The following is a 26,252-nucleotide window of genomic DNA, read 5'->3' as shown; positions in this document are numbered from 1 at the left end:
AAAAGGTGGGTGATCGGTATGGAAAGGGAAAGTTTATTCAAATGGAAGCATTATCAGCCTAAACTCATATTATTAACAGTAAGGTGGTACCTACGGTACAATTTGAGCTTTCGTAACCTGGTGGAAATGATGGAAGAAAGAGGATTATCCATTGCTCACACAGCGATTATGCGATGGGTTCATCAATATGGACCTCAATTAGAGGAGAAAGTACGACATCATCTTAAATCAACAAATGATTCATGGAGAGTCGATGAAACCTATATTAAAGTAAAAGGTCAATGGACGTATTTATATCGTGCCGTTGATTCAGAAGGAAATACCATTGATTTTTATCTAAGTAAATCAAGAGATAAACAAGCAGCCAAGCGCTTTTTCAAGAAAGCCTTGGCTTTTTCGTACATTGCTAAACCTCGCGTGATAACAGTAGATAAGAACCCTGCCTATCCTGTAGCAATTCAAGCGTTGAAAAAAGAGAAACATATGCCTGAAGGCATACAGATTAGGCAAGTTAGATATCTCAACAATATAGTGGAACAAGATCATCGTTTTATTAAGAAACGTGTGCGTTCTATGTTGGGGTTCAAGTCATTTAAAACAGCAATCTCTATATTGAGTGGCGTTGAAGCCATGCATATGATAAAAAAAGGACAGCTTGATTTAGAAAATCAGTCTGTCCAAAATCAAAAAGAGTTCATCCACCAACTATTCGGACTTATAGCATAAAATACGATTCCGTTAGGAATTTACTATTCTCCGTGTTATTCTTCAAATATTTGCACCAGAACCATTAAACTTTATTCCAAAGCAACAACCATCCATACCTTTACGGTCAAATTGATTCGTTTTTTTGTAAACGATTAATACCCAAAAACATTCACTTCAGCTGCTGAAGCAAGTCCATTTACTCCATTTAACACCTCTAATTTTACATATTTAGCAGATATGGAATCAAATGTTGTAAGTTTTTGTGTCTTACTATTTTCCCATGTTCCAGAAGTTACTTTTTGATAATTAACCCCATCTGTGCTTGTGTAAATATTGTAGTTTAAAATATGACCTTTTTGCACTTGATCTTGTCTTGGGAGACATGCAACTTGGGTAATTGTTCGCGTATCACCAAGATCTATTGTTAAACTGTATGGGTATTGATTCTTTATGCCCCATTTACTATGCCATATTGTATTTGGATCGCCATCAATTGCATGACTAGCTGGATTATTACGCACTAATTCTTCACTATTGGCAGTTGCTTTCATGATTTTGTTAGATAATAGAGCTAATGGTTTTACAGGTTTAGAATCAGTTGCTTCCCAAATAGGCGCAGTTAAAGTTGGATAATTCAAGGTTTCTACTTTTCCCCTTGTTTCTTCTGATGCTTTCAATCCCCATTGATCAAAAAATGGAAGTAAGTTTTGTTTCGCTACTTTTGATGTATTGTAAATAAATGCTTGTCTTTTCTCTTCATCCGTTTTTGGAAATTGATTTTCTGGTAACTCTCGATATAGTTTGTGAAGATTTGGATAAAAACCTTCCCCATATGCTAGATTAAGTTGCCAAAGCATAACAAGTTTCACAAACAAGTCATCAATATTTTTGTAGTCTTTATCTGTTTGTTTTAAGTACGCAAAAGCTCTATCGTATTTTTTCTCTTTTTCTAAACGCGTTGGTTGATTCGGGAATAATTGCTTTTGTGCAGCTAAAGAATATATATTAGTAGTTACGTCAACCATACCTGCAGTGTCAGTCCACGTCAAAGGGTGTATTTCTCTTGCGTGTCCTGCTTCATGCATTTGTCCCCATCCAAATTTATTTACATTTAAAGCACTTTCGATTGCGTTACCAGCAGTAGTAAATACGGCTCCATCTAAACCTGCATACATACCCCAACCCGATCTGTTAGGATTTTCTACAAAAGCCCATATACGACGAGTCGAACGATGTAAAGGATTTGGGTCTGTTTCAGATAATCCGGATATTTTATCTTGCGTTCGAATCATTTCATCATATTTTTTTAATAGAGGAACAGGATCTTGATCTACAATATATTTTTTGGCACTATCCTGAGTAACAGTAAGTACTGCTTTTTCTGATTTCAATTGTACCGCATGTGCATCTGGATACTTAGCCATCATCGTAATCCAGTCTTCTTTCGTATGCTTTCCTAGTTCAAAGAATGGAACAGGGCTTCCCCCTTGTGTTACTTTCACCTTAACGGTTCCTGTATCTTGAGGGTTATCAAATCCTAATAAACCACCATTTGGAGAGGAAATCATGTTAGAACCAGGAGAAAGAGTAATTTCTTTTCCCCATTCTTTATCATATTGATGTGTCCCGATAATCGCTCTAATCTTTTGTGTTCCCGAGACTTCAATCGTAACTTGTTCGTTCGGTTTCACATAAATACCTGTTGGCATATAAGTTTTTTGCTGTCCTCTTCTTTCTCTTTTCGCTTCATCCCCATAACTCCCTGTAGCTGGAAGATCAAATTCCCTCTGTTCATATTGCGCTTCGGTTTGCGTAGTTTCAGCATGAACGTTCAAATTATTGACAGTCATAGGGGTAAATAATGCCGTTGTCAAAATAGCGGATGTCATAAATACTTTCATTGGTTTTTGTAATCTACGATTCTTTCTTTTGTTCATACAAATCAATCCTTTCATTTAGCTCCAACGTTCACGAAAAACGTCGAATTTTGTCAATATTCATATATATATATTTATTACACGAATATTGGTTTGAATACAATATTTATTTTTCGTTTTGTCATATATATTTTTACTGTAAGCAAACGAACGTTTAAAAAAAGACAGACATTCCAGTAATAGGTGTCTGTCTCCAAAAAATCAATTCTTCGAAATCACTGCATAGTATGAGAGTGCGCTAAGGATCTATCTTTCTACTATAATCGTCGCTTTCGGTTATTTTACTTCTAGGGATAGCGATGGGGTACCGCCACATCGCTATCAAGCTAAGCTCATACAACGTCAATTATAGTAGAGGTTGTTTCTTTTTTCTAAAGACTACGTATAGGGAATTTAAAGATTTGCATACGAAATAAACCCTAACGGGTTTCGCTTTTTTGAATTAAGCGGCTTGATTATCAGACAGGGTACAATTGTAAACGACACCTAATATATCAAAGACCGTTTTTTTCTCATATCGATGAGATTTCCGTCCGTTTTGCTGTAGGAGGCTGAACAGGCGAAGTAAAACCTTTGATAGCTCTTGGGTGTCTTTCTGTATAGCTTGGAAAAGAAGAAGAAAATAATCTTTAATCATATATATGGCCTTATACTCACTCAATTCTCGTTTCTTTTTCATAAGAAGTAATTGCCGCATTTGAAACATGATAGAAGAACAGAGTAGAATGGCAATCAATTGTCCATACAAATGGCACTCCCATCTTTCTCGTTTTATCTTTTTGGGGTAGCACCACATGCCCATCAAGCTAAGGAATCAAAATCCCCCCATAACGAAAATTTTATACATCGTTGACTATTGATAATGATAGGTTATGTTAATAAAAATTGTATGGGTGATATATCATAGGTATTTGTATTTCAAATTATAAATTGTTATGATAACCTGGTTAATTTAGGGAAATGAAGGAGGAGGAACATGGATTTAATCAAAGAAGTCACTTTATTAAGATATCAATTTAGACTTATGCAAAGTATGATTCAGTCAGATGAATTCCCATTTTATAGATTTGTTATAGATTATGAATTTGAAGAAGAACAAGTAAATGCTTTAAGAAAAATTTTAATTGCATTTCATGATCGATTAACTAGAGAAGAAGTTTCGATTTTTGCCCAAAATGATCATTTATTTTCTAAATTTAAACTTCCTTTAGATATGCTATACAGCCCAGAAAAGCCTAATTTAGATGAGTTTAAACTATATATCACTAAGATTTTTTATCAAGAATTTGAATTGAAGTACTTGTTATTAAGTTTAAAAAAACAATGTATTTTTGTGAATGTCTGTGATTATCTTTTAGAGCAATTACAAATTAGTAATAAAGTTTGATTATGTAAATAAAAAGCCCCTTCAGATATTCTAAAGGGATTTTAATAGGATTCTAGATAGATTGACTTCTGATAACATTGATTATGTAAATAAAAATTCCCTTTAAATTTTTTAAAGGGAATTTTTATTCATAAGTACTACGGACCCTATACTTATCGTGAATTGAATAACTAATTATTACTGCTTATCAACAATTACTCCTCTGACCGCTGCCTTTATATAAGGAGCGTCTTGTAACTGTTGCAAAGACTCTGTTGTTCCTGTAATTACTACACCATATATAGGTAAATCTTTTGGATAGATACCTTTAATATTTTTATAATGTTTTTGAACATCATCATTATTAAGTTGATTATTCTCATTTAATTTTTTCATTGCATCCATAAAGTCTTTTGAATTTCTCTTTAAATTTTCTTTTGAATATTCTTCTTTTTTTGTATAGCTTCCTTGAAATCCATATACATGCGTAGACCTTTCAGCATTCAAAACAGCACCAGTTTTAGGCTCTTTTAAACCTACATAAGTATCTGGGCTATTTTCATTGTATGTGTCTACCCAATACCAAACTGGTTGTACATCTTTTGGTAACATTTTTTCAATTTGCTCAACTGTATATGCTTTATCAAAAGATATAGCTATTTCTCCAACTTTATTTTGAAGCTCTCCAATATTTTTAAGGTCATTTACATAATTTCTATATGTAACAAACGGTAAATAAAATCGCATTTCTCTCTGCATCGTTTGACTATTATAATCTGGTAATGTCTCAAATTCATCCTTCTTATTACCAGATTCTTCGTCTAATATTGTATTTCCATTAAAATTCAATTGACTATATCCCCAAATATATGAGTACTCATATATTTCATCAATCCATTTAACTGGTTGTCCAGCAATATTTTTATAAGAACTATATATAATTGTACCGCCAGTTAAACCCATACTTAATTTGGTATGTCCATTAAATAAAATATTAGGGCCTTTTACAGTATGCAATACATTCCTTTGTATTTCCATTTTAATAAAGGTCTTTTGAGAAAAATAAATAGATGAAACATAAGTTCCAATAATTACGACAATCGATGCACATATAGAGATAATCCAATTTCGCAGAAGATGCTTCCTCTTTGCTTTCTTTAGTAACCCCTTCATCTGTTTATCATCCATATCTAGTTCAAAATCTTTCCGACTCATGTTGCTTCCCCCTATACAATGCTTTAAATTGATTACGTGCCCTGTATAAATTTGTTTTAACGGTTTCTTCTTTCATATCTAATAAAGAAGAAATTTCCTTATAAGATAATTCATAATCATATTTCAATAATAAAATATTCTTATAATCTGGATTCATTGTTTCCAGCACTTCTTGTATTTCCACTTGGAATTCTTTCGTTAGAATAATTTCATCTAACGATTTTTGACCAATAAGTATAACTGACTCAATAGGTACCGGATTAAAACGTTTTGATTTTCTATATAAGTCCCGATATTGATTAATTGCTACCCGTAATAACCACGGAGTCAGTTTTTCTAACGAAATATCATCCATTAAAAACATTGCTTTGTATAATGTATCTTGTACAATATCTTCAGCATCTTTTACCTCTACACCAAGCTTTAATAAGTACTTATAAATAACCTGGGATTTTTCTACTAATAATGATTCAAATGTATCATGATTCATCTAACTCTCCCTTCTATATAATTAACGTTTGAAAACGTAAAATGTATACACACTTTGTAAAAAAAATAAAAAAGTACATCAATGTATAATGTACAATACGTATTTTCTATATAATTACATTTAATATAACACCACTTAGTTGAGGTGAAAAAAGTTAGCTCTATGCTAGCTTTTTATCATTATTGATATCAAATAAAGAAAGAGGCGCACTATATAACCATCAAGCTAAAGAAAAATTGTATCCATAAAATGAAAAAAACGTTATTCTTTTTGTAAAACTAGATAGAAAGGATGACGTTTTTGCTATGAACTTATCAATTTCTGATGAACTCGAATTGTTTTCTAAAGAGTTGCAACGATATATGTCACCCCATGCTTTGGAGCAATTAGCAAGAAATGTAGGATTTGTGGCACGAAAAAGTAAATACCGCGCACAAGATTTAGTGGCTCTATGTATTTGGTTAAGTCAAAATATAGCTCATACTTCATTGACACAACTATGTAGTCGATTAGAGGCTAACGCAGGTATTTCTATGAGTCCAGAAGGACTCAATCAGCGTTTTAATTCTCAGGCTGTTCAGTTTTTACAACAACTATTAGCACATTTACTTCACCATCAATTTTGTTCTTCTAGTAAGATTCCAACTTTGTATACAAACTACTTTCGGCGTATCCGTGTATTAGATTCTACACATTTTCAAGTTCCAGATAAATTCGCTTCTAGATATCAAGGCACAGGTGGTAGTGGTCAAAATGCTGGTGTGAAAATTCAACTAGAGTATGATTTACTAAGTGGTCAGTTTATACATGTTCATGTAGGATCAGGAAAGCACAATGATAAAACGTATGGTTCTACTTGTTTAACATCGCTTCAGCCGAACGATGTATGTATACGTGATTTAGGATATTTCGACTTAAAAGACTTACATATTATAGAAGAGTGTAATGCTTATTTTATTTCAAGGTTAAAGCTCAATACACGTATATATCAGAAGAATAAAGAGCCTGAATACTTTCAAAATGGAACATTAAAAAAGAACTCTGAGTACATTCAATTAGATATGGAACAATTCATTGACCAATTACAATCAGGTGAAACATATGAAATTCCTGAAATTTATATTGGAATGTATCAAAAACTCCCTGCAAGACTAATTCTGTATAAATTAACTGAAACGCAAATGGAACGTAGACAAAAGGATTTAGCATCTAAAGAACATAAGAAGCAAATTACCTATAAAGAACGCAGTAAGCGGCTCAGTGCAATTAACTTTTATATTACAAATATTCCTTTGGAATATCTACCAAAGGAACAAGTATACGATTTTTACTCCTTACGATGGCAAATTGAACTTATATTTAAAACATGGAAATCATTTTTTCGTATTCATCAATGTAATTCTGTAAAAATAGAACGACTAGAATGTCATTTATACGGACAATTAATAAGTATCCTTCTTTGCTCCTCCATTATGTTTCAAATGCGTCAATTACTCCTAATCAAGAAGAAACGAGAATTAAGCGAATATAAAGCGATCTATATCATAAAAGATTATTTTCCACTTCTTTATCAAGCTCTACAAAAGGGCATCCAAGATATATCAAAGATACTACTACGTTTGTTCAATCTCTTACAGAAAAACGGACGAAAATCTCATCGATATGAGAAGAAAACCGTCTTTGATATATTAGGTGTCGTTTACAATTGTACCCTGTCTGATAATCAAGTCGCTTAAAGTAAAAAAAATGAAACCCGTTAGGGTTTATTTCGTATGCAAAGCTTTAAATTCCCTATACGTAGTCTTTAGAAAAAAGAAACAACCCCTACTATAATTGACATTGTATAAACTTAGCTTGATAGCGATGGGGTAGCACCAACAAAACGCGAATTTCGTACGCTAAGCAAATTTCCATAGAAAAAAAGCCGTTTTCCTCTACGTTTAGAGATAATCGGCTTTTTCTTTGTAAATCAAAGCAGTAAAATCATATGAAACTTATAATTATATATTATTACTAAAAACATGATTCTTAGTATTCTATAATCAATTAATCCTCATCATACAAATTATCTAAAGATTCTTGTAAAGAATCTAATAGATAGTCGCTGAAGTTTTCATAAGTAATGGCATACAGTTCCTTTGAAAAACGACTCCAAAAGACAACAGGGCACTCACCATCTTTCATTTGATTCGTAGCTAAACATGTCACAGTACCATCGATATCATTTAAAACAATGTATTGTTCAGGTAGGTTATATGTTTCTCTATATAACTTGGTGTGGTAAACAACGGAAGAATCCGCAGCTGTTGTCTCACAACCATGGATATCTATACCATCCAGTCCACCGCTACCATACTGTTTTAAAAACCAAAGATAACTGTTTGGGAATGTAATATTTAGCATTTGCGCTGCTTCTTGGATCGTATCTTCATTTACACCGCCCATAAAATCTCCATCTTTTTCATATGTAGAAATGATTGAAATAATCTTGTCATTCATCTTTTTATTTCCCTTCTAAATGTTCTTTCGCTCTCGTTTTCCAATAGTTGTTTCTAAAATTATTATACTGTTTATATAGCTCTTTGTCGTTTCTAAAACTTTCCCCTGATTCCACTAAACCATGCAGTGCTTTGGTAAATTCATCATGTTTATTAGCTGGTATTTCAACCATTGCTCCAGGTTCTTTTTGCGTTAAATGATGTAACTCTATTTTATGATTATCCTTTGTAAAAGGAACACCACCATCTAAAGCGAGTTGAAGGTTCGACTTTCCGCTTTTATTTACGGATGGAGGAGCAACATAATCCCAGTCAATATTTTTCATGCGGTAAACCCGTCTACTAATATCTTTCGTTTGTCCTGCTACTTTAACAGTTCCTGTTACTTCATGTGCTGCATATTTATCACCAAACTTATCTAGCCAAGATAAATCTATCTTTGTGGTGGTAAATTTTTGTCTCTTCGTAACTTTACTTATCGAGCCTAAGAATGCTGCACCAGCTTTAATTTCTCCACCACCGAGAACAGCTAGCATGTTTAATGCATAATCAGACGCCTGGAAATCAGCATCACTATTCAAATTTTTACCAGAAAGTAATTCAGCAAGGGAGACGAAGTTACCTGTAACTGGCATAAAAGCAAGTATATTATACATTGCTTCATCACGCTGTTGTTGACGTAATTTTTCCTCTGGTGAACTTGTAGGTACAATATTAGAAAAATCAAAATCCAAATGAATTGTTTTTAAATCGGAATTTAGTGCCTTCGTTGGTGCGTCAATTATACTATTAATCTCTTTAACGGATACATCGATACTATTAGTTGCCTTATCTAGTCCTTGTTGCATTTTATTTATGGCATTTAGCATTTGCTGTATCCCAGTGTTCATTTGTTGAATTGCAGCATTGGACTGATCTATTGCACTGTTTGCTTCGTTAATGCCTTGAATCATTTCTTGAATACCTTTGTTTGCTTGGTTAATCCCTTCATTCATGCCTTTCATAGCCACATTCGCTCGGTTAACCCCTTCGTTCATCTCCTTCATGCCTTCGTTCGCTTGGTTAATTCCTTCATTCATGCCTTTAACTGCTTGATTCATTTGCTGCATGCCTTCGTTCGCTTGGTTAATTCCTTCATTCATGCCTTTAACTGCTTGATTCATTTGCTGCATGCCTTCATTTGCAACACGTAATGCGTCATTGATTTCAACAAACACTTTGTCAAATATTGCATTACTAGACTTTAAGTGTTTATTGGCCTGTTCGATTTCTTTTCCAGCTTCTCCCATAATCTTATTGAATTCTACAGAATCAAAACTAATGTTGAAATCAAACTTGTTTTGATTTGGAGGTTCAGATAGCCACTTCTTTATATCATCCCATTCTTGCTTATCAATTGCATCGTCATGCCCATTTGTAACTACATTCTTTATCTGTAATAATGAAGCGTAAACGTTAGGTTGTCTTGTGTATCTTTCCCAATCTGTTCCTTCGACAAGTTCTCTTTTAAAAAATGTTAAAAATCCATACACATATTGACCATTCCATAAAATTTTATCGTCTTCGGCCATGGTAACAATAGTACCTTTTGGAATGGTACCAATACTGGGGCTCATCAAATCATTTACCGCTTTATACTCTAAATCTTCTTTCATTCTATATTTAATACCGTTTGGTGCGATCCAATGTTTACCTTTTGAACTTTTAATTTGATACCAACCGCCTGGTTGTTCACCAATAATTGCGACTTTTTCTGAAGCAATTGTTCCTTCTAGCCCATAAAAGTCGTAGTCCTTATACAATTGTGTGGGTTTCGCAATTTGATAAGGTACGCCATCTGGAACAATCCAGCGATCCCCATATGCTGTTTTGATTCGTTTCCAACCATCAGACCTATCTTCTAGTAGAATTAAGGTTTGTTGCATTAAACCATATAGCTCTTTCTCGGCAAGAAATGATGGCTCTCTATACATCGCTACATTTTGTTTTAGTTCGTATGTAACGCCTTTAGGAGCAATCCATGTGTCACCTATATAGGTTTTGATTTTCAGCCAGCCATTTTCCAAAGCATCAACAACTCTTACTGTTTGCGGAGCAATACTACCTACAGTGTTACTTTTATAATCTGGGGAAGAATACAGGGTTTGTCCGTTTTCCACCTTATAATTTATACCTTCTGGCCCAATCCAGCGCGTACCAGCATCTGTAAGAATCTTTTTCCAACCATCTGGTTGCTCATCCAGTAACGTTACCATTTGCGCACCTAATATACCCATGCTCTTTTCCTCTACTGAAGGCTTGAGATACATTTTTACATTTGCTTGTAAATTATATTTTTGCCCTTCTGGTGCAACCCATTTTTCTCCGTTTTGTGTTTTGATTTTCTTCCATCCATTCCCTTTTTCCTCTGTTACTGTGACAGTACGGGGATAGATATCATCTTGTGTTTGTTTTAAATAAGAGGGCTCGCTATATAATAAAGTCGGCCGTTGTATGACAAATTCTTTATACGTCGCAACCGATTCATTATTTTTCATATCTGTTACTTTCATAATCGTTCTATATAAAAACATAGAAAATTGTTCTCTAGTTACATAGCCATTTGGGTTGAAATTGCCGTCACCAGTACCGCTTGCTATCTGGTTTCCAGCTAGAATTTTCACATATTCATTGGCCCAATGACCTTTCATATCCGTAAATTCAACATTTCCTTGCGGTTTTAAATCAAATGCCTTTACAAGCACGACAGCAAGTTCTGCACGGGTCATGTTATTCTTCGGATTGAATTTTTTCTCTGCATTTACACTGAAAATACCACGTGCTGTTAGTGCCAAAATTTCCTTTTTGAAATTGCTGTCACCAATATCAACAAATGGATTATTGGCATTATCTTGCGGTTTTAAATACCGATACAAGAAAGCAGCGAGATGTTCGCGAGTAATAGGATCCGTAGCACCGAAATACCCATTTCCGTATCCTGTTATAATCTTATTCTCAGCCATATACATCATTTCTTTATACGCCCAGTGGGTTGTAGGAACGTCAATAAAAGATAATGAATTCCCTTGACTATTTTGTTCTGCATAAGCTGTTCCTAATGTACCGAATAATAAAATACATACCATAGAACTTACAAATAATTTCTTAATTTTGTTCACAATAGACCTCCTATTCAATTGTTAAAGATATAATTTCTAAATCAGCACTTATTTTATCATTCATTTGTGATGTTTTATATATAATTATTCACATTTATTAATGCTGATATTTTTCATAGGGACAAACTAAGTAATTCTGTCTAACCTATAATTTATTAATAAGATGTTTCACTTTTTAAATTTAGTAGACAGCAGTTCCGTAAACGACCGTTTATGGCACTTGTTTGTTTTTTTAACAACAGCGTTAAAAACCCATCCATATCGAGTACCAAAACCCATATCCAAAAACAAAGTTTCTTATTTAAATTTAATGAGGTTTTTGGTACTATTTTAATAGATATATTTAGATAGGACGTGAAATAATTTGATTTTTGGTTATGCTCGTGTCAGCACAGAAGAACAAAATCTCGATATGCAAATAGATGCTTTGCAACAATATGATGTAGAAAAGCTATATCAGGAGAAAATGACAGGAATAAAAAAAGATCGTCCGCAACTCGAAGAGTTGCTAAAAGTATTACGTAAAGGCGATAAGATAGTTGTTTACAAACTTGATCGAATTTCTCGCTCTACAAAACACCTAATTGAGTTAAGTGAAAAATTCAAAGAACTAGGTGTAGATTTTATTTCTATTCATGACAACATTGATACCTCTAATGCTATGGGGAAATTCTTCTTTCGAATGATGGCAAGTATTGCAGAATTAGAAAGAGATATTATTAGCGAACGTACCAAAACAGGATTAAATGCAGCTAGAGCTCGTGGAAAAAAAGGCGGAAGACCACAAAAACATACAGATAAGGTAGAAATGGCTCTTAAAATGTATCAAAGTAAAGAATATAGCATTAAACAAATTACAGAGGCTACCGGTCTAAGTAAAACAACATTGTATCGATACATTAACAAATAACCTCATTACTTTTATAAATGGAGGAAATATTATGAGAGGAAAAGAACTTCTCACACCTGTACAAAGGGAAGAACTATTACATATTTCTGTTGAAACAGAACATGAGCTAGCACTGCATTACACATTCTCTGCAGAAGATCTTGAAATTATTAATCAACATCGTAGAGATCACAATCGCTTAGGATTTGCTGTTCAGCTTTGTGTCATAAGATATCCTGGATGTACTGTTACGAATATACCAGTAATTCCTGAAGGACTCTTAAAGTTTGTTGCTAAACAAATTGGTGTAGACCATACGGTCTATGAAGCATATGCAAAACGAGAACCTACTAGGCGAGAACATCTAGAAGAAATACGTAAAGAATATGGATATCGTAACTTTACCACTCGTGATTATCGAAGGATTTCTAAATTTCTACAACCATATGCATTAGAAAATGGAAATACAATGTATCTGATTCAAACTGTATTACAAGAACTACGAAAAGAGAAAATTATTTTACCTGCAATACCAACAATAGAACGAGCTGTATGGGAAGTACGTAAGCGTACAGAAGAAAAAATTTTTAAAGTACTAACATCCTCTTTGACTTCTTCACAACAAGAAAAGTTAGATAGCCTACTTCATCCAATGCCTAATACTTCAAAAACTTATTTATCGTGGCTAAGAGAAATACCTGGCCAATTTTCTCCTGAAGCATTTTTAAAAGTAATTGAACGCTTAGATTACATAAGAAAATTAACATTAAAGCTTGATACCAAAGGGTTACATCCAAATCGAATACGGCAATTATCTCGAATAGGAGCAAGATATGAACCTTTCTCTTTCCGACGATTTCACAGCACCAAAAAATATGCAATCATGATTGCATATTTAATAGATTTAACACAGGATTTGGTTGATCAAGCATTTGAAATTCATGATAAACAGATTATGAATCTTCAACTAAAAGGAAGGAAACAGCAAGAAGAAATTCAAAAACAGAATGGAAAATCAGTTAATGAAAAAATCAATCATTACGCGAATCTAGGAACAGCTTTAATTAAAGCTAGACAAGAAAACTTAGATCCATTTTTATTATTAGAAACGGTGATGCCTTGGGATACATTTGTAGCCTCTGTAGAGGAAGCAAAAAAGTTATCTCGTCCTATGAATTATGATTATCTTGATTTATTAGAAAGTCGTTATAATTATTTACGTAAGTATACGCCAACACTACTCAGAATATTAGAATTTCGATCTACCAAGTATGCAAATCCCGTTTTATTAGCTTTAGATACTATCCACGAGTTAAATGAAGCTGGAAAACGAAAAGTTCCAGAAGGTGCTCCATTAAGCTTTGTTTCCAAGCGTTGGGAAAGATATGTATATGATGAAGACGGAAGTGTTAATCGACATTTTTACGAATTGGCCGCATTTACTGAACTTCGAAATTATGTACGCTCAGGGGATATTTCTATTGTAGGTAGTAGACAACATAAAGATTTTGATGAATATCTTATTCCACAACAAGAATGGACAAAAAGTAAAAATATCGGTACCAGGTTAGCGGTTCCGATTCAAGTAGAAGAATATATAAAAGAGCGCACTGAAACCCTTTTGCATCGAATTGAATCCTTTTCTAAAAATATAAATTCTCTAGAAGGCGTAGATTTAGAAAAAGGAAGTTTGCGTATTCATCGTTTAGAACGAGATGTCCCAGAAGACGCCAAGAAACTAAGCGCTAAGCTATACAATATGTTACCACGTATAAAACTAACGGATTTATTACTAGAAGTGTCGAATTGGACAAATTTTGAACAGCAACTGATTCACGCATCAACAAATAAACCGCCTAAAGGCGATGAAATTATTATATCTCTTGCTGCAATGATGGCGATGGGAACTAACATTGGTCTAACTAAAATGGCTGATGCTACTCCAGGCATCTCCTATCATCAGTTGGCTCACGCTAGCCAGTGGCGAATGTATGATGATGCTTTTCAACGTGCTCAATCCATACTCGTAAACTTTCAGCATAAAATTCCTTTATCCTCTTATTGGGGAGATGGAACTACTTCATCATCGGATGGAATGAGAGTTCAAATTGGGGTATCTTCTCTCAGTGCTAGTTTTAATCCACACTATGGGACAGGAAAAGGAGCAACCATTTATCGATTCGTAAGTGACCAATTTTCTTCTTTTTATACAAAAGTGATTAACACAAATGCTAGGGATGCTGTACATGTTATCGATGGATTATTACATCATGAATCTGATTTGGTTATTGAAGAGCATTACACAGATACAGCGGGCTATACAGATCAAGTCTTTGGATTGGCTCATTTATTAGGTTTTCGCTTTGCGCCTAGGTTACGTGATTTAGCCACTTCTAAATTATATACGATTGGATCACCTAAAGAATTCTCAAATATAGAATCCTTAATACGGGGACAAATTAATATGAAGTTAATTTGCGATAATTATGATGATGTTTTACGGCTAGCTCATTCTATCCGAGAAGGTAAAGTATCGGGTGCATTGATTATGGGGAAATTAGGGTCTTATACCCGTCAAAATAAAGTGGCGAAGGCACTAAGAGAAATAGGAAGAATTGAGAAAACAATTTTCATCTTAGATTATCTTTCAGATAAAACAATGCGTAGACGTATTCAACGAGGATTGAATAAAGGAGAAGCTATGAATGCACTTGCTCGAGCTATTTTCTTTGGAAAACATGGTGAATTACGAGAAAGAGCGCTACAAGATCAACTTCAAAGAAGTAGTGCACTAAACCTCTTAATTAATGCAATTAGTGTGTGGAATACTGTTTATTTAAGTGAAGCAATAAACGTTTTGAAGAAAAAAGAAAAATTTGATGAAGAACTATTAAAACACATTTCTCCATTAGGATGGGAACACATTAACTTCCTAGGAGAATACCGATTTAGTAAAAAAGAAATTGCACCATTAGACTCTCTACGACCATTACAGATAACTTAGTAGTAAGAAGCCGATTATCTTCTTAGCGTACAGGAAATCGGCTTTTTCTTTATAAAATTTTGCTTAGCGTACGAAATTCGCGTTTTGTTGGTGCTACCCCTTTTTACACTGATGAATTTGAAAGAATGACTTCCACGTTTTAAATAAAATTTCGATTTGCCAACGTAAAGAATACCAATCATGTACTTGTCCCATCGGGACAGTATCTGTGGGGGTGTTTGTCATATATACATTGATACCACTGAGTCGTTTACTACGAGGAGAATACTTCATTCCTTTCTTTTTTTCTCTTACAATTTGATCTTGTAATCGTTTTTGTTGTTGTTCTTTTGTTAGCCGATGAATAATCACACGAGTTGGTACTTTATCAGTCATTCCTACATAAGCATCGGATACTTCACATATTTGTCCTGGTTGAAGAGAGTTCATTAAGACCTCCATATCTATCTGGATATACTCTGTACTCTTCTTGATTCTTCCATCTTGAAAATAATCAGGGGTGGGATTTTTTTGATAAATACGTGTATTGGATTTAATACGAGAGATATAGTAAGCCTTTTTATCTTGTATATGTTGAAGATCTTTCAAGTGAAAATAACCTAAATCTCGGATACATAAATCATTCGCTTTCAAAGTTGGGACACACAGAGAACCATAGGTTCGATCATGTTGTTTACCTGGACCTGTATGAATATGTAGGAACTGTCCACTTAATAGATCATACTCAAGCTGAATCTTCACCCCCGCTGTATGGCTGCATCCTCCTGCGCCTGGATAAACAGATGAAAATACATCGGGAAGTTGAAATGCAGTTGAATCTAAAATACGAATACGCTTGAAAACAGAAGTATAGGGAGAAGAAATCGGCATAGATGAGGTCAATTTTTGGTTTAGTCGTTCAGCTAATAGGTGTTGTAAAAATTGGACAGCCGCTTGATTAAATCGTTGATTCAATCCCTCAGGGCTGATGAGCACTTTTGTTGATGCTTCCAAACAGCTAGATAATTGAGTTAAAGAGGTCGTAGCGATATTTTGACTCATCCATACACATAAAGCGACTAAATCTTTTGCTTGGTATTTACTGGTTCGTTGCACGAAACCAACATCTCTAGCAAGATCTCGTAAGGTATTTGGAGATAAAAAGCTTTGAATCTCTTGAGCAAATAGTTGTAATTCATCAGATACAGAAATAGACATATAAAAAAGCCATCCTTTCCTATGATTCTACAGAAAGAATAGCGCTTTTTTCGTAAACTAAAAAGTTATTTTAATGTCTTTTTCACAAACAAAATAAAAATTAACAGACTAATAAACCCAGATACAGCACAAACAAAAAATAACATTTGATATCCCATGAGTTGTGAAACAAACCCTAGAATAATAGAACCTAAACCAATCCCTAAATCAAAAGCAGTAAAAAATGTAGCGTTCGCTACTCCCCTTTTCTCAGGTGGAGCTAATCGTATCATTGCTACTTGAAGAGCAGGTTGTGCTGATCCGAATCCAACTCCGTACAAAATAGCTGTAATAACTAGTCCAACAAGCCCTTTGGTCATTGTTAGGACGAATAGTGCGACTATCAGTGTAAAAAGCGCAGGAACAATAATGACTCCTTCTCCATGTTTATCAGATATCTTCCCTGCAAGTGGTCTAATTACTGTGAGCGTGACAGCATAAACTAAGAAAAAAGTACCAGCATTAACTTGAATATTTGACGCAAACAGTGGTAAAAATGTTGTAATGCCACCAAAAGTAAGGGATAGGAAAAATGTAACAATAGCGATTGGTACAACAGTTTTTTCAAAAAATGATATTGGTTTTTTTGATGTATGTTGAACTGCTGGAATTTTTGTACCCAGCGAAAGTATGAATGCAATAAGTGCTAATGCTGTGCATAGAAGAAATAGATAATGAAATGAAAATGATTTTGCTACCCAAAGACCTAATATTGGTCCTATAGCCATACCTAATGTCATTGCAAGTCCATACCATCCCATTCCTTCTCCGCGACGAGATTGTGGAATCACATCAGTCACAGCTGTTCCGATCGAAGTTGTAGCAATTGCCCAGCTGATTCCATGAAGGATACGTACTACCACTAAAAATATAACTCCTGTTACCCAACCATAAAAATACATTGTAATTGCAAAAAATAGTAGTCCGCTTATTATAAATACTCGTCGACCATATCGATCCATTAATCCTCCAACAATAGGACGTAAAATGACTGCCGATATTGTAAACACTCCTATAATAAATCCAACTTGAGATTCACTTCCACCTAATTGTTTAATAAAAATAGGTAGTGTTGGCATGAGTAAATAAAAACCACTAAATAGTAATAATGCTGTAATGGTCAGCATTATATAGTTTTTTGTCCATAAACGTTCCATTGTAATGTAATCCTGCTTTCTATCGTTTAATAAGTTGAGAATGGAAAGCTCGAATCAATTGGGTCCTTACTGCCCAATTGATTCGAGCTAAGCGAATAAAAAAGCAGTACCACCCGCTATAAAAGTGTTGGTACTGCTATATAGAGTGACAAATGTTTTGTTAATTAGAACGTACTTGCTACTTTAACAGCCTTTTCAAGCCCTGCAGCAATAATTTCTTCTGCTTTATCAGGGAATTGATTGTGTCCTTCAATCACTACTTTCTCTATATCTTTTGCACCGAAGAAGCCCATCATACTTGCTACATATTTAACAGCCATTTCCATTTCAGCTTTTGGTCCTTCAGAATATACACCGCCACTTGCATTTAATAATACAATTTTCTTATTTCCAATAAGACCTACTGGACCTTCTGGCGTATATTTAAATGTTTTGCCCGCGCGGTTTAGGTAATCAATATATGTGTGTAGTACAGCTGGGATTGTTAAATTCCATAACGGGAAACCAAATACAACTTTATCAGCTGCAAGGAATTGATCTAAATATTTATCAGCAACAGCTACTGCTTTTGCTTCTTCTGCTGTTAAATCAAATCCTCTACTTGCTTTAAATGTGCCGTTAATCATATCTACACCTACATATGGTAATTCCTCATTGTATAAATCAAGCTCTACCACTGTATCATTTGGATGTGATTCTTTATAACTTGCTAAAAAAGCCTCATATAATTTCACACTAACTGCTTGTTCTGCTGGACGATTGTTTGCTTTTACAAATAAAACTGTTGTCATGCTTTTTTCCTCCTATTACTCACTCTTACGTTTTTCTATATTTACTCATTGAAAATGGGTAGCCTATTACTTTTATAACAAAAATAATAAAGTCAACTTAATTGACTTTATTATGCATTTTACAATAGAATCCCAATACAGTCAATCTGGTTGACTTCATTTTTTGAAATTTATATTTCACCACTAATTTAATCTAGCATTAACAATCCCCATCTATACTACATTGCAGTCCATCCAACTCATTCTCTTTATTTTTTTCTATTTCTTGATCAATTGCCTTTGCTAATTTTTCTTTGCTAGTAAAACCTTGAATAACTTCGTCACCAATAATGAACGTTGGAACAGCCATAATTTGTGCTTCTACAAGGGCATGCTTTATAGCTTCTCGATGCATTTTTTGGTACTTTCGTGATACTAATGCTTCTTTAAATGCTTCCTGAGAAAGTCCCACTTCGTCCGCTAATTTTGTTAACACTTCAATGTTTTCAATACTTTGTTGCTCTTGAAAATGTGCAATAAACACTCTATGGTGAAACTCATTTCCTTTTCCATGTTCCTTTGCAAATTGGTAACCTTCAAACGCAAGGTGCGTATACGAACGCAAATGTGGTAACTTTATTTCTAATCCTAATTTTTTAGCAGTAGGATAAATAAATGAATTCCAAGCTTCCATTACACGAGGTTGAGTCCGTGGATCAATTTTCGGAGATGGACTAGGACGCAATTCAAATGGCATCCATTCTACTTCTACATCTTTTTCCTTTACAACCTCATCTAAAGGACCTGTTCCTAAAAAACAAAATGGACATATAAAATCAGAATAAACTTTAATTTTCACAGTCATATATACGTTCCCTCACTTTTCTTTTTATCGCTTCTTGTGTGTGGGCTAAAATAACCTTAAAATAATTTGTATATTAGCTCCCATAGGACAAGTGAAATTCGGTTTTTTATGGAAATGAATCAACTTTTCCTCTTCTACATCATCCTCCACTCGATACATGTCTAATAAGGTATCTACACTGGTTTTTTAGAAAAAGAAAATCGTTTCTTTTGAAACTGATATTTTTTAATCCTATCTTGATAACGATGGTATACCGCCAGGGAAATGAGACAACTCTAATTTTTCTTAATGTGAGGTCTTCCCAGTTTGCGTACAATATACCGATTATGAATACAAATTTATCTTAGTTCGATGACAATGTAGCAATACATTGACTTTACAATATTTTTTTAAAACTATAATCCATTTCTCCAGCTAGCGCTTCAGGTGTATCACCTGTTTCTCTGAAATCATGTGTATAAATTTCTTCAAATGGTCCAAAATCTATTTGCTTATAAAACTCAAAACAAGGGAATCCATCATGTGTACCTTGAATATCGACAGTACCATCTTTTTGGACACGTACAGTTAATAGATAGTCAACAGGAGGTGCATATACATTTAATGGTTGGCTAGCACTTGCACTCATTTGAAACTTGACGTCATCAGAACTCCATACAATATCAGTGCACAAAATACCTTCCGTACTAGCTTTTCCTGTTCTTTTATTAACAGAACCATCTAATGTTGTGACTTTTTCTGTTGTTATACCAGTATTTGCATATGAAAAAATTTCTTTTTTATAAAAATCTACAACTACTTCCTGTTCAACTCTTGAACGCATAGTGTTTACAGTATAAGGGATAAATTCACGTGAATCACCTTCGAATTGAATTATATTACCCGTTTGAGTATCCTTCATAGGTTCAGTCCAAGACATTGGAATAAATACACTTGCTCTAATTTTAACAATGTGAGTCATATAGAACCTCCATAGTATATTGATTTTTTATTAAATCATATTTCTTTCATAACAAAAGCAATATAGTCAATTTGATTGACTATATTACTTATAGTACAATGAGTTTTGAATAAAGTCAACTCAATTGACTTTATTCAAGGAGGTTTTATACATGAATCAACGAGTATTTAGTGAATTAGATCTTACATCACTTTTGTCATTATCCTTTAGTACGGTGATTAATGAACTACATGACAGATTGAATGAATTGGGGTTTGGAGATATAAGACCTGCACATGGTTTTATGTTTAAATGTATTACCCCTGATGGAGCAACAGGTATAGAACTAGCCGAATACTTAGGAATTACAAAACAAGCTGTAAGTAAAATGGTGGATTATCTTGAGAAAAGTGGTTATGTAATGCGCCAAACTCATCCCACTGATAAAAGAGGGAAGATTATCGTTTTGACCGAACGAGGTTGGTTAGTATTGAAAGCAAAAGAAGAAATACTAACTGATATTGAGAGACGCTGGATTGAAAACATAGGCGCTGAGCGCATGCAAATGCTCAAAGAAGATTTAACAAAATTAGTTTGTGAAACAAATGAAGGTAAATTGTCATTGGGGTTTAGACCTGTTTGGTAAATATAGAGTGTCTCAAAATATTAGATTGATGGGTATACGTGGAGGAAACTACTATTGAAGAGATATATCAACCAATATTGAATAACAAAATAGCTTCTGACTCATATATGGAATGATAACAAAGGCGAGGAATTAGCAAGACTTGTAAGTAAATATCTACTTGAAAAAAGTATTGAACTGGATATGGGTGCTATTAAGACGCATAGATATAACATCTAACATATAGTGATTATATTGAATTTGTAAATATACGCAATAAGAATAAACCACATAGACAGAAAATAAATACTAAATAAAATAAAAGGAGCGACAAATAGATGAATGGAAAAGTAGCAATCATAACAGGAGCAAGTCGAGGAATTGGTGCGGCTACAGCAAAAATATTGGCACAACGTGGAGCAAAAGTAGTCGTGAATTATGCAAGGAATGCGACTGCAGCAAAAGAGGTGGTGACATCAATTCGAGAAAAGGGTGGAGAAGCTATTGCTATACAAGCAGATGCTAGAAATATGGAGCAAATGAGTAATCTTGCAGAAGAAACTATAAAAACATATGGAACTGTAGATATCCTCGTACATAATGCAGGCGTGAGCTTTGTGCAGAAATCATTTGAAGATATAACGTGGAATGAATTTATTCAAAAAACGAATGATGAACTTCAAGCGGCTTTTGTGTCTACAAAGAGTGTAATACCTTATATGAAGAAACAGAATTATGGGAAACTTATCTATGTATCTAGTATTTTAGGTAACCAACCAGGACCTAATTTTATCTCACACGGCACTTCAAAAGGAGCTCTAAATAGTTTTGTAAGATTTATTTCTCAAGAACTGGGGAGTTGCGGTATTACAGCAAATGTCGTCTCTCCAGGATTAGTGGAAACAGATGCGACAAGCTTTATACCAGAAGAATTTAAACAACAAAAAGCGGCTTTTCTCCCACTTGGTCGAATTGGACAGCCTGCTGATATTGCAAAAGCTATTGCTTTTTATGCCAGTGATGATAGTGCCTACATCACAGGAAGTTACCTTCCTGTGAGTGGTGGAAGCGAAATGAAATAATTTGTTGATTAAGAGGTTAATCAAGTTGATAGGTTCAGGTGCAAAAGTCTCTTAAACTTGAATATACTGATATTACTACTCTAGAAAAGGTGTGTGATCAGTATGGAAAAGGAAAATTTGTTCAAATGGAAGCATTATCAACCTGAACTAATCTTATTAACAGTAAGGTGGTACCTACGGTACAATTTGAGCTTTCGTAACCTGGTGGAAATTATGGAGGAAAGAGGCTTATCAATTGCTCACACAACGATTATGCGCTGGGTTCATCAATATGGGCCTCAATTAGAAGAGAAAGTACGATATCACCTTAACTCAACAAATGACTCATGAAGAGTCGATGAAACCTATATTAAAGTAAAAGGGCAATGGATGTATTTATATCGTGCCGTTGATTCAGAAGGAAATACCATTGATTTTTATCTAAGTAAATCAAGAGATAAACAAGCAGCCAAGCGCTTTTTGAAGAAAGCCTTGGCTTTTTCGTACATTTCTAAACCTCGTATGATAACAGTAGATAAGAACCCTGCCTATCCTGTAGCGATTCAAATGTTGAAAGAAGAGAAGCATATGCCTGACGGCATAAAGCTAAGGCAAGTTAGATATCTCAATAATATAGTAGAACAAGATCATCGTTTTATTAAAAGACGTATACGCTCTATGTTGGGATTTAAATCATACAAAACATCAACCTCTATATTGAGTGGTGTAGAAGCGATGCATATGGTCAAAAAAGAACAAATTGATTTACGGGATCAGTCTGTCCAAAATCAGAATATTTTCATCAACCAGCTGTTTGGATTAACTGCTTAACAGGTGATTCCGTTAGGAATCCTTGATTCTTTTTTATTTATCATCTTTTTGCACCAGAACCATTATTTTTTCGTTATGGGGAGAAAAGAATTTCTTAGCTTGATGGCGATGTGGCGGCACCCCTAATAAGAGTTCCTGTAGCTGCATGCAGTTGACTACACAGTCTAACTAAAGAATCACTCGCTATCCGTTGACTCACCCAAACACAGATAGTGGCTAAGTAATGTCCTGAAAACTTACGCTTTCGTTGAACAAAATTTAATTCTCTAGCAAGCTCTTCTAAAAATGAAGGAGTAAAATATTGATATAATTCCTCAGTAAATAATTGGAGTTCATCTTGAATCGAAAGACTCATAAAAAATGCCATCCTTTCTGCATATTTATACAAAAAGAATAGCGGTTTTTTCGCTATATGGATACAAATTTAATCTTAACTTGATGGTGATGTGGCGAGACATGTTTTTTGCAGCGAAAAAAATGCAGAGTTGCGCAGTATATTAAATTCGAATTTTCGATTAAATATTCATTGGTGTTTAATCAGGGATGGCTTGACTTGGAGGCTCTACAGGCATGGTTTTCCTGCCAAGAACCCAGCTATCAAAAAGATTGGCAGAATTCGAACAAGTCTATCACGCCTACCTCTCCAAATAAAGCCGCGTTGTATATCGATGAATAGAAATTCTGCAACATTCTGTATTTTTATTTTGCAATAAACAGAGACCCCACCTTATACTTTTTCCTTTATATACATTTTTCTAATCGTTTTGGGTTAAGTTATTTCTAGAGGGGACATAGCAATTTCAATGAGTATATTTATATGTTACTGTTCCTAAAGTTTAAAATATAAATTTTTGAATGTATTATATAGTTTATTTCTGAAGGGAAGGGTATTGTAAATTGAAACAGCATGAAAAAATCCCTTGTTATCCTATAAAATCTTTGCATGACCTTATTCAATTGCTCAAGAAATCTGGAGATTTCACTGAATTAAAAATCCATTCAGATAATTCTCCTGTAGTGGTCTCATATTTTCGGACATTGATTGATGTAAATATGTTACAAGAAGATGTTTTACCGTACATAAAAGAAAAACCTTTCGATTCACTACAAGATATTCAAGCTGCTTTACCAATTGGAGTTTCAAAAGTAACAAAACAAATAGAAGACATTCAGAATGATATTTTAGACGGGTATATACTAATTCAAATAGATAAAGATGTATCAAGTGGTTTGTTAATAAATATATCAAAAAAAGAAGGCAGGGATATTTCAAAAGCTGAAATTGAATATAATATTGTAGGCCCACAAATCGCATTTGTTGAAGATCTGGATACAAATTTGAATTTGCTGCGCAGAAGGCTTCCAACGCCATTTCTCCAAGTAGAAGCATTGAGAGTAGGAGATCTTTCTAATACCTCTGTGGCGGTAGTATTTATTGAAGGAATCGCAAACAATCAAAATGTAGAGGAAATCATAAAACGGGTAAGTAAAGTTAAAATAGACCACATTCTTGATAGTACTTACTTAGCCCGACTACTTGTAGATAATCCAAATTCTATTTTCCCACACTTTCTTAATACAGAGCGTCCAGATCGTGTAGCTGCTGTTTTGGCAGAAGGAAAGGTTGCACTATTTGTAGATGGCTCACCGTTTGCAATCACACTCCCTACGACATTGATTGAATTTTTTTCTACAACAGAAGACTATACCATGCCTTGGGTTATAGCTTCTTTCTTTCGGCTGTTAAGAATTTTTGCTTTTATATTCTCTGTTCTAACTACTCCCTTATATGTTGCGATATTAACATATCATTACGAGCTTATTCCGAAAGAACTTCTTGAAACATTGGTGATTTCTAGAAGTAAGATACCTTTCCCTCCGGTAATCGAAGCATTTTTTTTAGAAATAACTATTGAATTACTGAGAGAAGCAGGGGCGCGCTTACCAACTAAAGTGGGATTAACCGTAGGTATAGTAGGTGGTATTGTAATTGGACAAGCATCAGTAGAAGCCAGTCTTACAAGTAACGTGCTTATCATTATTGTTGCTCTTTCAGCACTAACATCATTTACAACTCCAATTTATAGAATTGGTATTACAATTCGAGTAATCCGCTTTCCCTTTATAGTAGCAGCACAACTACTAGGGTTACTAGGGATTGTTATAGCAAGTTCTTTTCTTCTAACACATTTATTACGTACAAAATCGTTAAAACGTCCTTATTTATTCCCTTTTTATCCTACAAGACTGGCAGATTGGAAAGACAGCATTATTCGTATGCCAATCTCATCAATGTTTGAGCGACCTTTATTTTCAAGAACCAAACAGCGCATTCGTTTTAATCCCGAAGACGCAAAGAAAAATGAAATTTTATCACGAAATGATTTTGATGATTGAATCTAACATGGAGGAACGTTATGAAGAACATTCCAACTGAGTATCAAGTCTCCCCATTTGTTGTATTTTTTTTAATTTGTACTATGCAAATGGGAGTCGGTATGCTTGGTTTTGAAAGAGTTAGTGCAAAGTTAGTAGGAAACGATGCATGGATTAGTACCCTATTTTTTGGATTGTCTGTTAACCTCATGATTTGGATTATATATCAAATTTTGAATCAAGGTAATGGGGACATCATCATAATCCATCAGAATGTCTTTGGAAAATGGATTGGCGGAGTATTCAACCTCATTTTTCTAGCATATGTGTTAATGCTGGGTGCAACAACATTACACAGCTATATTGAGGTAGTGCATGTTTGGATGTTTCCTTCTATGCCTACGTGGATTCTTTCAGGGGTTTTTTTGATTTTATGTTACTACATTGTAACAGGAGGATTTCGTGTAGTTGCAGGCATTGGTTTCTTTGGAATTGTCATTCCAAGCATACTGTTCTTTACATTTTTCTATCCTTTGCAATACGCAGATTTTCGAAACCTATTTCCAATATGGCAGCATTCATTTCAAGAAATTATTAAGGGAATGAAAGGAACTATGTTCAGCTATCTAGGATTTGAAATGTTATTGATTTATTATCCCTTTATTAAAAATGCGCGAACCTCTCAGAGATATGCGCACTACGGGAATTTAGTAACGACGGTCATATACACATACCTTATGATTTTATCACTTGCATTTTTTAGTGAAAAACAACTTTCTAGTGCTATATGGGCATATTTGAGTATGACCAAAATCATCCAGCTTCCCTTTATAGAGCGATTTGAGTACATAATAATCTCTGTCTGGGCGTTTTTTATATTACCGAATATAGCCATAACATTATGGGGAGTAAGTCGTGGCATAAAAGAGACATTGAGGATAAAACAAAAATATGTATTGCCGTTTCTTATTCTATTTATCTTCATTTTAACATTTTTCTTGAATAATCGTAATAAACTGAATTTGTTGAACGGTTGGATAGGCCAAGCTGGCTTTATTTACATATATATGTACCTTCCTATATTTTGGATTATCCAAACCATTCGAATAAAACTAAGGAGATAAAG

General features: G+C 34.2%; 18 protein-coding genes and 4 pseudogenes. 10 read left to right on the top strand and 12 right to left on the bottom strand.

All coding sequences use genetic code 11. The features are described 5' to 3' along the window. The first annotated feature begins 18 nt into the window (after positions 1-18). Complete coding sequence (locus MKX77_RS29850; RefSeq protein WP_341308639.1) at positions 19-726, top strand: IS6 family transposase; 708 nt, start codon at positions 19-21, stop codon at positions 724-726. Between the two features lie 134 nt (positions 727-860). Here MKX77_RS29850 and MKX77_RS29845 read toward each other — a convergent pair whose 3' ends face one another. Together MKX77_RS29845 and MKX77_RS29840 are read right to left on the bottom strand one after the other, a co-directional pair. Further along, a complete protein-coding gene (locus MKX77_RS29845; RefSeq protein WP_341308638.1) occupies positions 861-2,645 on the bottom strand; it encodes a M60 family metallopeptidase in 1,785 nt (594 codons plus the stop codon). Positions 2,646-3,087: 442 nt separating this feature from the next. Continuing rightward, positions 3,088-3,426: pseudogene (locus tag MKX77_RS29840) on the bottom strand (IS4 family transposase); the annotation flags it as partial. Positions 3,427-3,621: 195 nt separating this feature from the next. Here MKX77_RS29840 and MKX77_RS29835 point away from each other — a divergent pair. Next, positions 3,622-4,032 carry a DUF1878 family protein gene (locus tag MKX77_RS29835; RefSeq protein WP_016128022.1) on the top strand — a complete coding sequence of 137 codons (411 nt, stop codon included), beginning with the start codon at positions 3,622-3,624 and terminating at the stop codon, positions 4,030-4,032. 177 nt (positions 4,033-4,209) lie between these two features. Here the strand turns inward: MKX77_RS29835 and MKX77_RS29830 are convergent, their stop codons facing one another. Continuing rightward, positions 4,210-5,226 carry an anti-sigma factor gene (locus tag MKX77_RS29830; RefSeq protein WP_016128021.1) on the bottom strand — a complete coding sequence of 339 codons (1,017 nt, stop codon included), beginning with the start codon at positions 5,224-5,226 and terminating at the stop codon, positions 4,210-4,212. Then, positions 5,207-5,716: a sigma-70 family RNA polymerase sigma factor gene (locus tag MKX77_RS29825; RefSeq protein ID WP_107886556.1), complete on the bottom strand. Its 510-nt coding sequence runs from the start codon at positions 5,714-5,716 to the stop codon at positions 5,207-5,209. The genes MKX77_RS29830 and MKX77_RS29825 overlap by 20 nt, the downstream gene beginning before the upstream one ends. A 305-nt stretch (positions 5,717-6,021) precedes the next feature. Between MKX77_RS29825 and MKX77_RS29820 the strand changes: the two genes are divergently transcribed. Beyond that, entirely contained in the window at positions 6,022-7,452 is a 1,431-nt protein-coding gene (locus MKX77_RS29820) for an IS4 family transposase (protein ID WP_341308637.1), read from the top strand. 310 nt (positions 7,453-7,762) lie between these two features. Here the strand turns inward: MKX77_RS29820 and MKX77_RS29815 are convergent, their stop codons facing one another. Both MKX77_RS29815 and MKX77_RS29810 read right to left on the bottom strand, forming a co-directional pair. Beyond that, positions 7,763-8,215, bottom strand: a complete 453-nt coding sequence (locus tag MKX77_RS29815; protein ID WP_341308636.1) for an SMI1/KNR4 family protein — start codon at positions 8,213-8,215, stop codon at positions 7,763-7,765. Positions 8,216-8,219: 4 nt separating this feature from the next. After that, positions 8,220-11,372 (bottom strand): S-layer homology domain-containing protein, encoded by a 3,153-nt coding sequence (locus tag MKX77_RS29810; protein WP_341308635.1) that lies wholly within the window; start codon positions 11,370-11,372, stop codon positions 8,220-8,222. A 364-nt stretch (positions 11,373-11,736) separates the two neighbouring features. Between MKX77_RS29810 and MKX77_RS29805 the strand changes: the two genes are divergently transcribed. After that, positions 11,737-12,282, top strand: coding sequence for a recombinase family protein (locus MKX77_RS29805; protein WP_341308634.1), 546 nt, complete (start codon positions 11,737-11,739; stop codon positions 12,280-12,282). A 31-nt stretch (positions 12,283-12,313) separates the two neighbouring features. Continuing rightward, positions 12,314-15,265 (top strand): Tn3 family transposase, encoded by a 2,952-nt coding sequence (locus MKX77_RS29800; RefSeq protein ID WP_341308633.1) that lies wholly within the window; start codon positions 12,314-12,316, stop codon positions 15,263-15,265. A 99-nt stretch (positions 15,266-15,364) separates the two neighbouring features. On the opposite strand, the pseudogene MKX77_RS29795 reads toward MKX77_RS29800, so the two are convergent. The 5 genes and pseudogenes from MKX77_RS29795 to MKX77_RS29775 form a co-directional block, all read right to left on the bottom strand. Then, positions 15,365-16,462, bottom strand: a pseudogene (locus MKX77_RS29795) (IS4 family transposase); the annotation flags it as partial. 65 nt (positions 16,463-16,527) lie between these two features. Beyond that, a complete protein-coding gene (locus MKX77_RS29790) occupies positions 16,528-17,658 on the bottom strand; it encodes an MFS transporter (protein WP_090835614.1) in 1,131 nt (376 codons plus the stop codon). Positions 17,659-17,822: 164 nt separating this feature from the next. Continuing rightward, positions 17,823-18,449 carry an FMN-dependent NADH-azoreductase gene (locus MKX77_RS29785; protein ID WP_090835613.1) on the bottom strand — a complete coding sequence of 209 codons (627 nt, stop codon included), beginning with the start codon at positions 18,447-18,449 and terminating at the stop codon, positions 17,823-17,825. Positions 18,450-18,648: 199 nt separating this feature from the next. After that, positions 18,649-19,293: a DsbA family oxidoreductase gene (locus tag MKX77_RS29780; RefSeq protein WP_340804890.1), complete on the bottom strand. Its 645-nt coding sequence runs from the start codon at positions 19,291-19,293 to the stop codon at positions 18,649-18,651. A gap of 376 nt (positions 19,294-19,669) precedes the next feature. Further along, positions 19,670-20,254 (bottom strand): DUF3238 domain-containing protein, encoded by a 585-nt coding sequence (locus MKX77_RS29775; RefSeq protein WP_341308632.1) that lies wholly within the window; start codon positions 20,252-20,254, stop codon positions 19,670-19,672. 151 nt (positions 20,255-20,405) lie between these two features. Between MKX77_RS29775 and MKX77_RS29770 the strand changes: the two genes are divergently transcribed. The 3 genes and pseudogenes from MKX77_RS29770 (at position 20,406) to MKX77_RS29760 (ending at position 22,750) form a co-directional block, all read left to right on the top strand. Next, positions 20,406-20,879, top strand: a complete 474-nt coding sequence (locus MKX77_RS29770; RefSeq protein ID WP_340804898.1) for a MarR family winged helix-turn-helix transcriptional regulator — start codon at positions 20,406-20,408, stop codon at positions 20,877-20,879. Positions 20,880-21,196: 317 nt separating this feature from the next. Then, positions 21,197-21,940 (top strand): SDR family NAD(P)-dependent oxidoreductase, encoded by a 744-nt coding sequence (locus tag MKX77_RS29765; protein ID WP_341308631.1) that lies wholly within the window; start codon positions 21,197-21,199, stop codon positions 21,938-21,940. 102 nt (positions 21,941-22,042) lie between these two features. Then, a pseudogene (locus tag MKX77_RS29760) lies at positions 22,043-22,750 on the top strand (IS6 family transposase). 124 nt (positions 22,751-22,874) lie between these two features. Here MKX77_RS29760 and MKX77_RS29755 read toward each other — a convergent pair. Next, positions 22,875-23,105: pseudogene (locus tag MKX77_RS29755) on the bottom strand (IS4 family transposase); the annotation flags it as partial. Positions 23,106-23,647: 542 nt separating this feature from the next. On the opposite strand from MKX77_RS29755, the gene MKX77_RS29750 reads away from it, so the two are divergent. Continuing rightward, positions 23,648-25,147: a spore germination protein gene (locus MKX77_RS29750; protein WP_341308630.1), complete on the top strand. Its 1,500-nt coding sequence runs from the start codon at positions 23,648-23,650 to the stop codon at positions 25,145-25,147. A 20-nt stretch (positions 25,148-25,167) separates the two neighbouring features. After that, positions 25,168-26,250 (top strand): GerAB/ArcD/ProY family transporter, encoded by a 1,083-nt coding sequence (locus MKX77_RS29745; protein ID WP_341308629.1) that lies wholly within the window; start codon positions 25,168-25,170, stop codon positions 26,248-26,250. The last annotated feature ends 2 nt before the right edge of the window (positions 26,251-26,252 follow it).

The sequence above is a fragment of the Bacillus sp. FSL R9-9410 genome (genome assembly GCF_038050385.1).
GTDB lineage: Bacteria > Bacillota > Bacilli > Bacillales > Bacillaceae_G > Bacillus_A > Bacillus_A cereus_U.
The sequence above is the reverse complement of the archived record's forward strand: the minus strand, read 5'-3'. Positions and strand labels throughout refer to the sequence as shown.

Coding starts and splice junctions, on each gene's coding strand:
- MKX77_RS29820 (WP_341308637.1), top strand. CDS start 6,022: ATGAACTTATCAATTTCTGATGAACTCGAATTGTTTTCTAAAGAGTTG.
- MKX77_RS29790 (WP_090835614.1), bottom strand. CDS start 17,658: ATGGAACGTTTATGGACAAAAAACTATATAATGCTGACCATTACAGCA.
- MKX77_RS29785 (WP_090835613.1), bottom strand. CDS start 18,449: ATGACAACAGTTTTATTTGTAAAAGCAAACAATCGTCCAGCAGAACAA.
- MKX77_RS29850 (WP_341308639.1), top strand. CDS start 19: ATGGAAAGGGAAAGTTTATTCAAATGGAAGCATTATCAGCCTAAACTC.
- MKX77_RS29775 (WP_341308632.1), bottom strand. CDS start 20,254: ATGACTCACATTGTTAAAATTAGAGCAAGTGTATTTATTCCAATGTCT.
- MKX77_RS29815 (WP_341308636.1), bottom strand. CDS start 8,215: ATGAATGACAAGATTATTTCAATCATTTCTACATATGAAAAAGATGGA.
- MKX77_RS29765 (WP_341308631.1), top strand. CDS start 21,197: ATGAATGGAAAAGTAGCAATCATAACAGGAGCAAGTCGAGGAATTGGT.
- MKX77_RS29825 (WP_107886556.1), bottom strand. CDS start 5,716: ATGAATCATGATACATTTGAATCATTATTAGTAGAAAAATCCCAGGTT.
- MKX77_RS29830 (WP_016128021.1), bottom strand. CDS start 5,226: ATGAGTCGGAAAGATTTTGAACTAGATATGGATGATAAACAGATGAAG.
- MKX77_RS29770 (WP_340804898.1), top strand. CDS start 20,406: ATGAATCAACGAGTATTTAGTGAATTAGATCTTACATCACTTTTGTCA.
- MKX77_RS29745 (WP_341308629.1), top strand. CDS start 25,168: ATGAAGAACATTCCAACTGAGTATCAAGTCTCCCCATTTGTTGTATTT.
- MKX77_RS29800 (WP_341308633.1), top strand. CDS start 12,314: ATGAGAGGAAAAGAACTTCTCACACCTGTACAAAGGGAAGAACTATTA.
- MKX77_RS29835 (WP_016128022.1), top strand. CDS start 3,622: ATGGATTTAATCAAAGAAGTCACTTTATTAAGATATCAATTTAGACTT.
- MKX77_RS29845 (WP_341308638.1), bottom strand. CDS start 2,645: ATGAACAAAAGAAAGAATCGTAGATTACAAAAACCAATGAAAGTATTT.
- MKX77_RS29780 (WP_340804890.1), bottom strand. CDS start 19,293: ATGACTGTGAAAATTAAAGTTTATTCTGATTTTATATGTCCATTTTGT.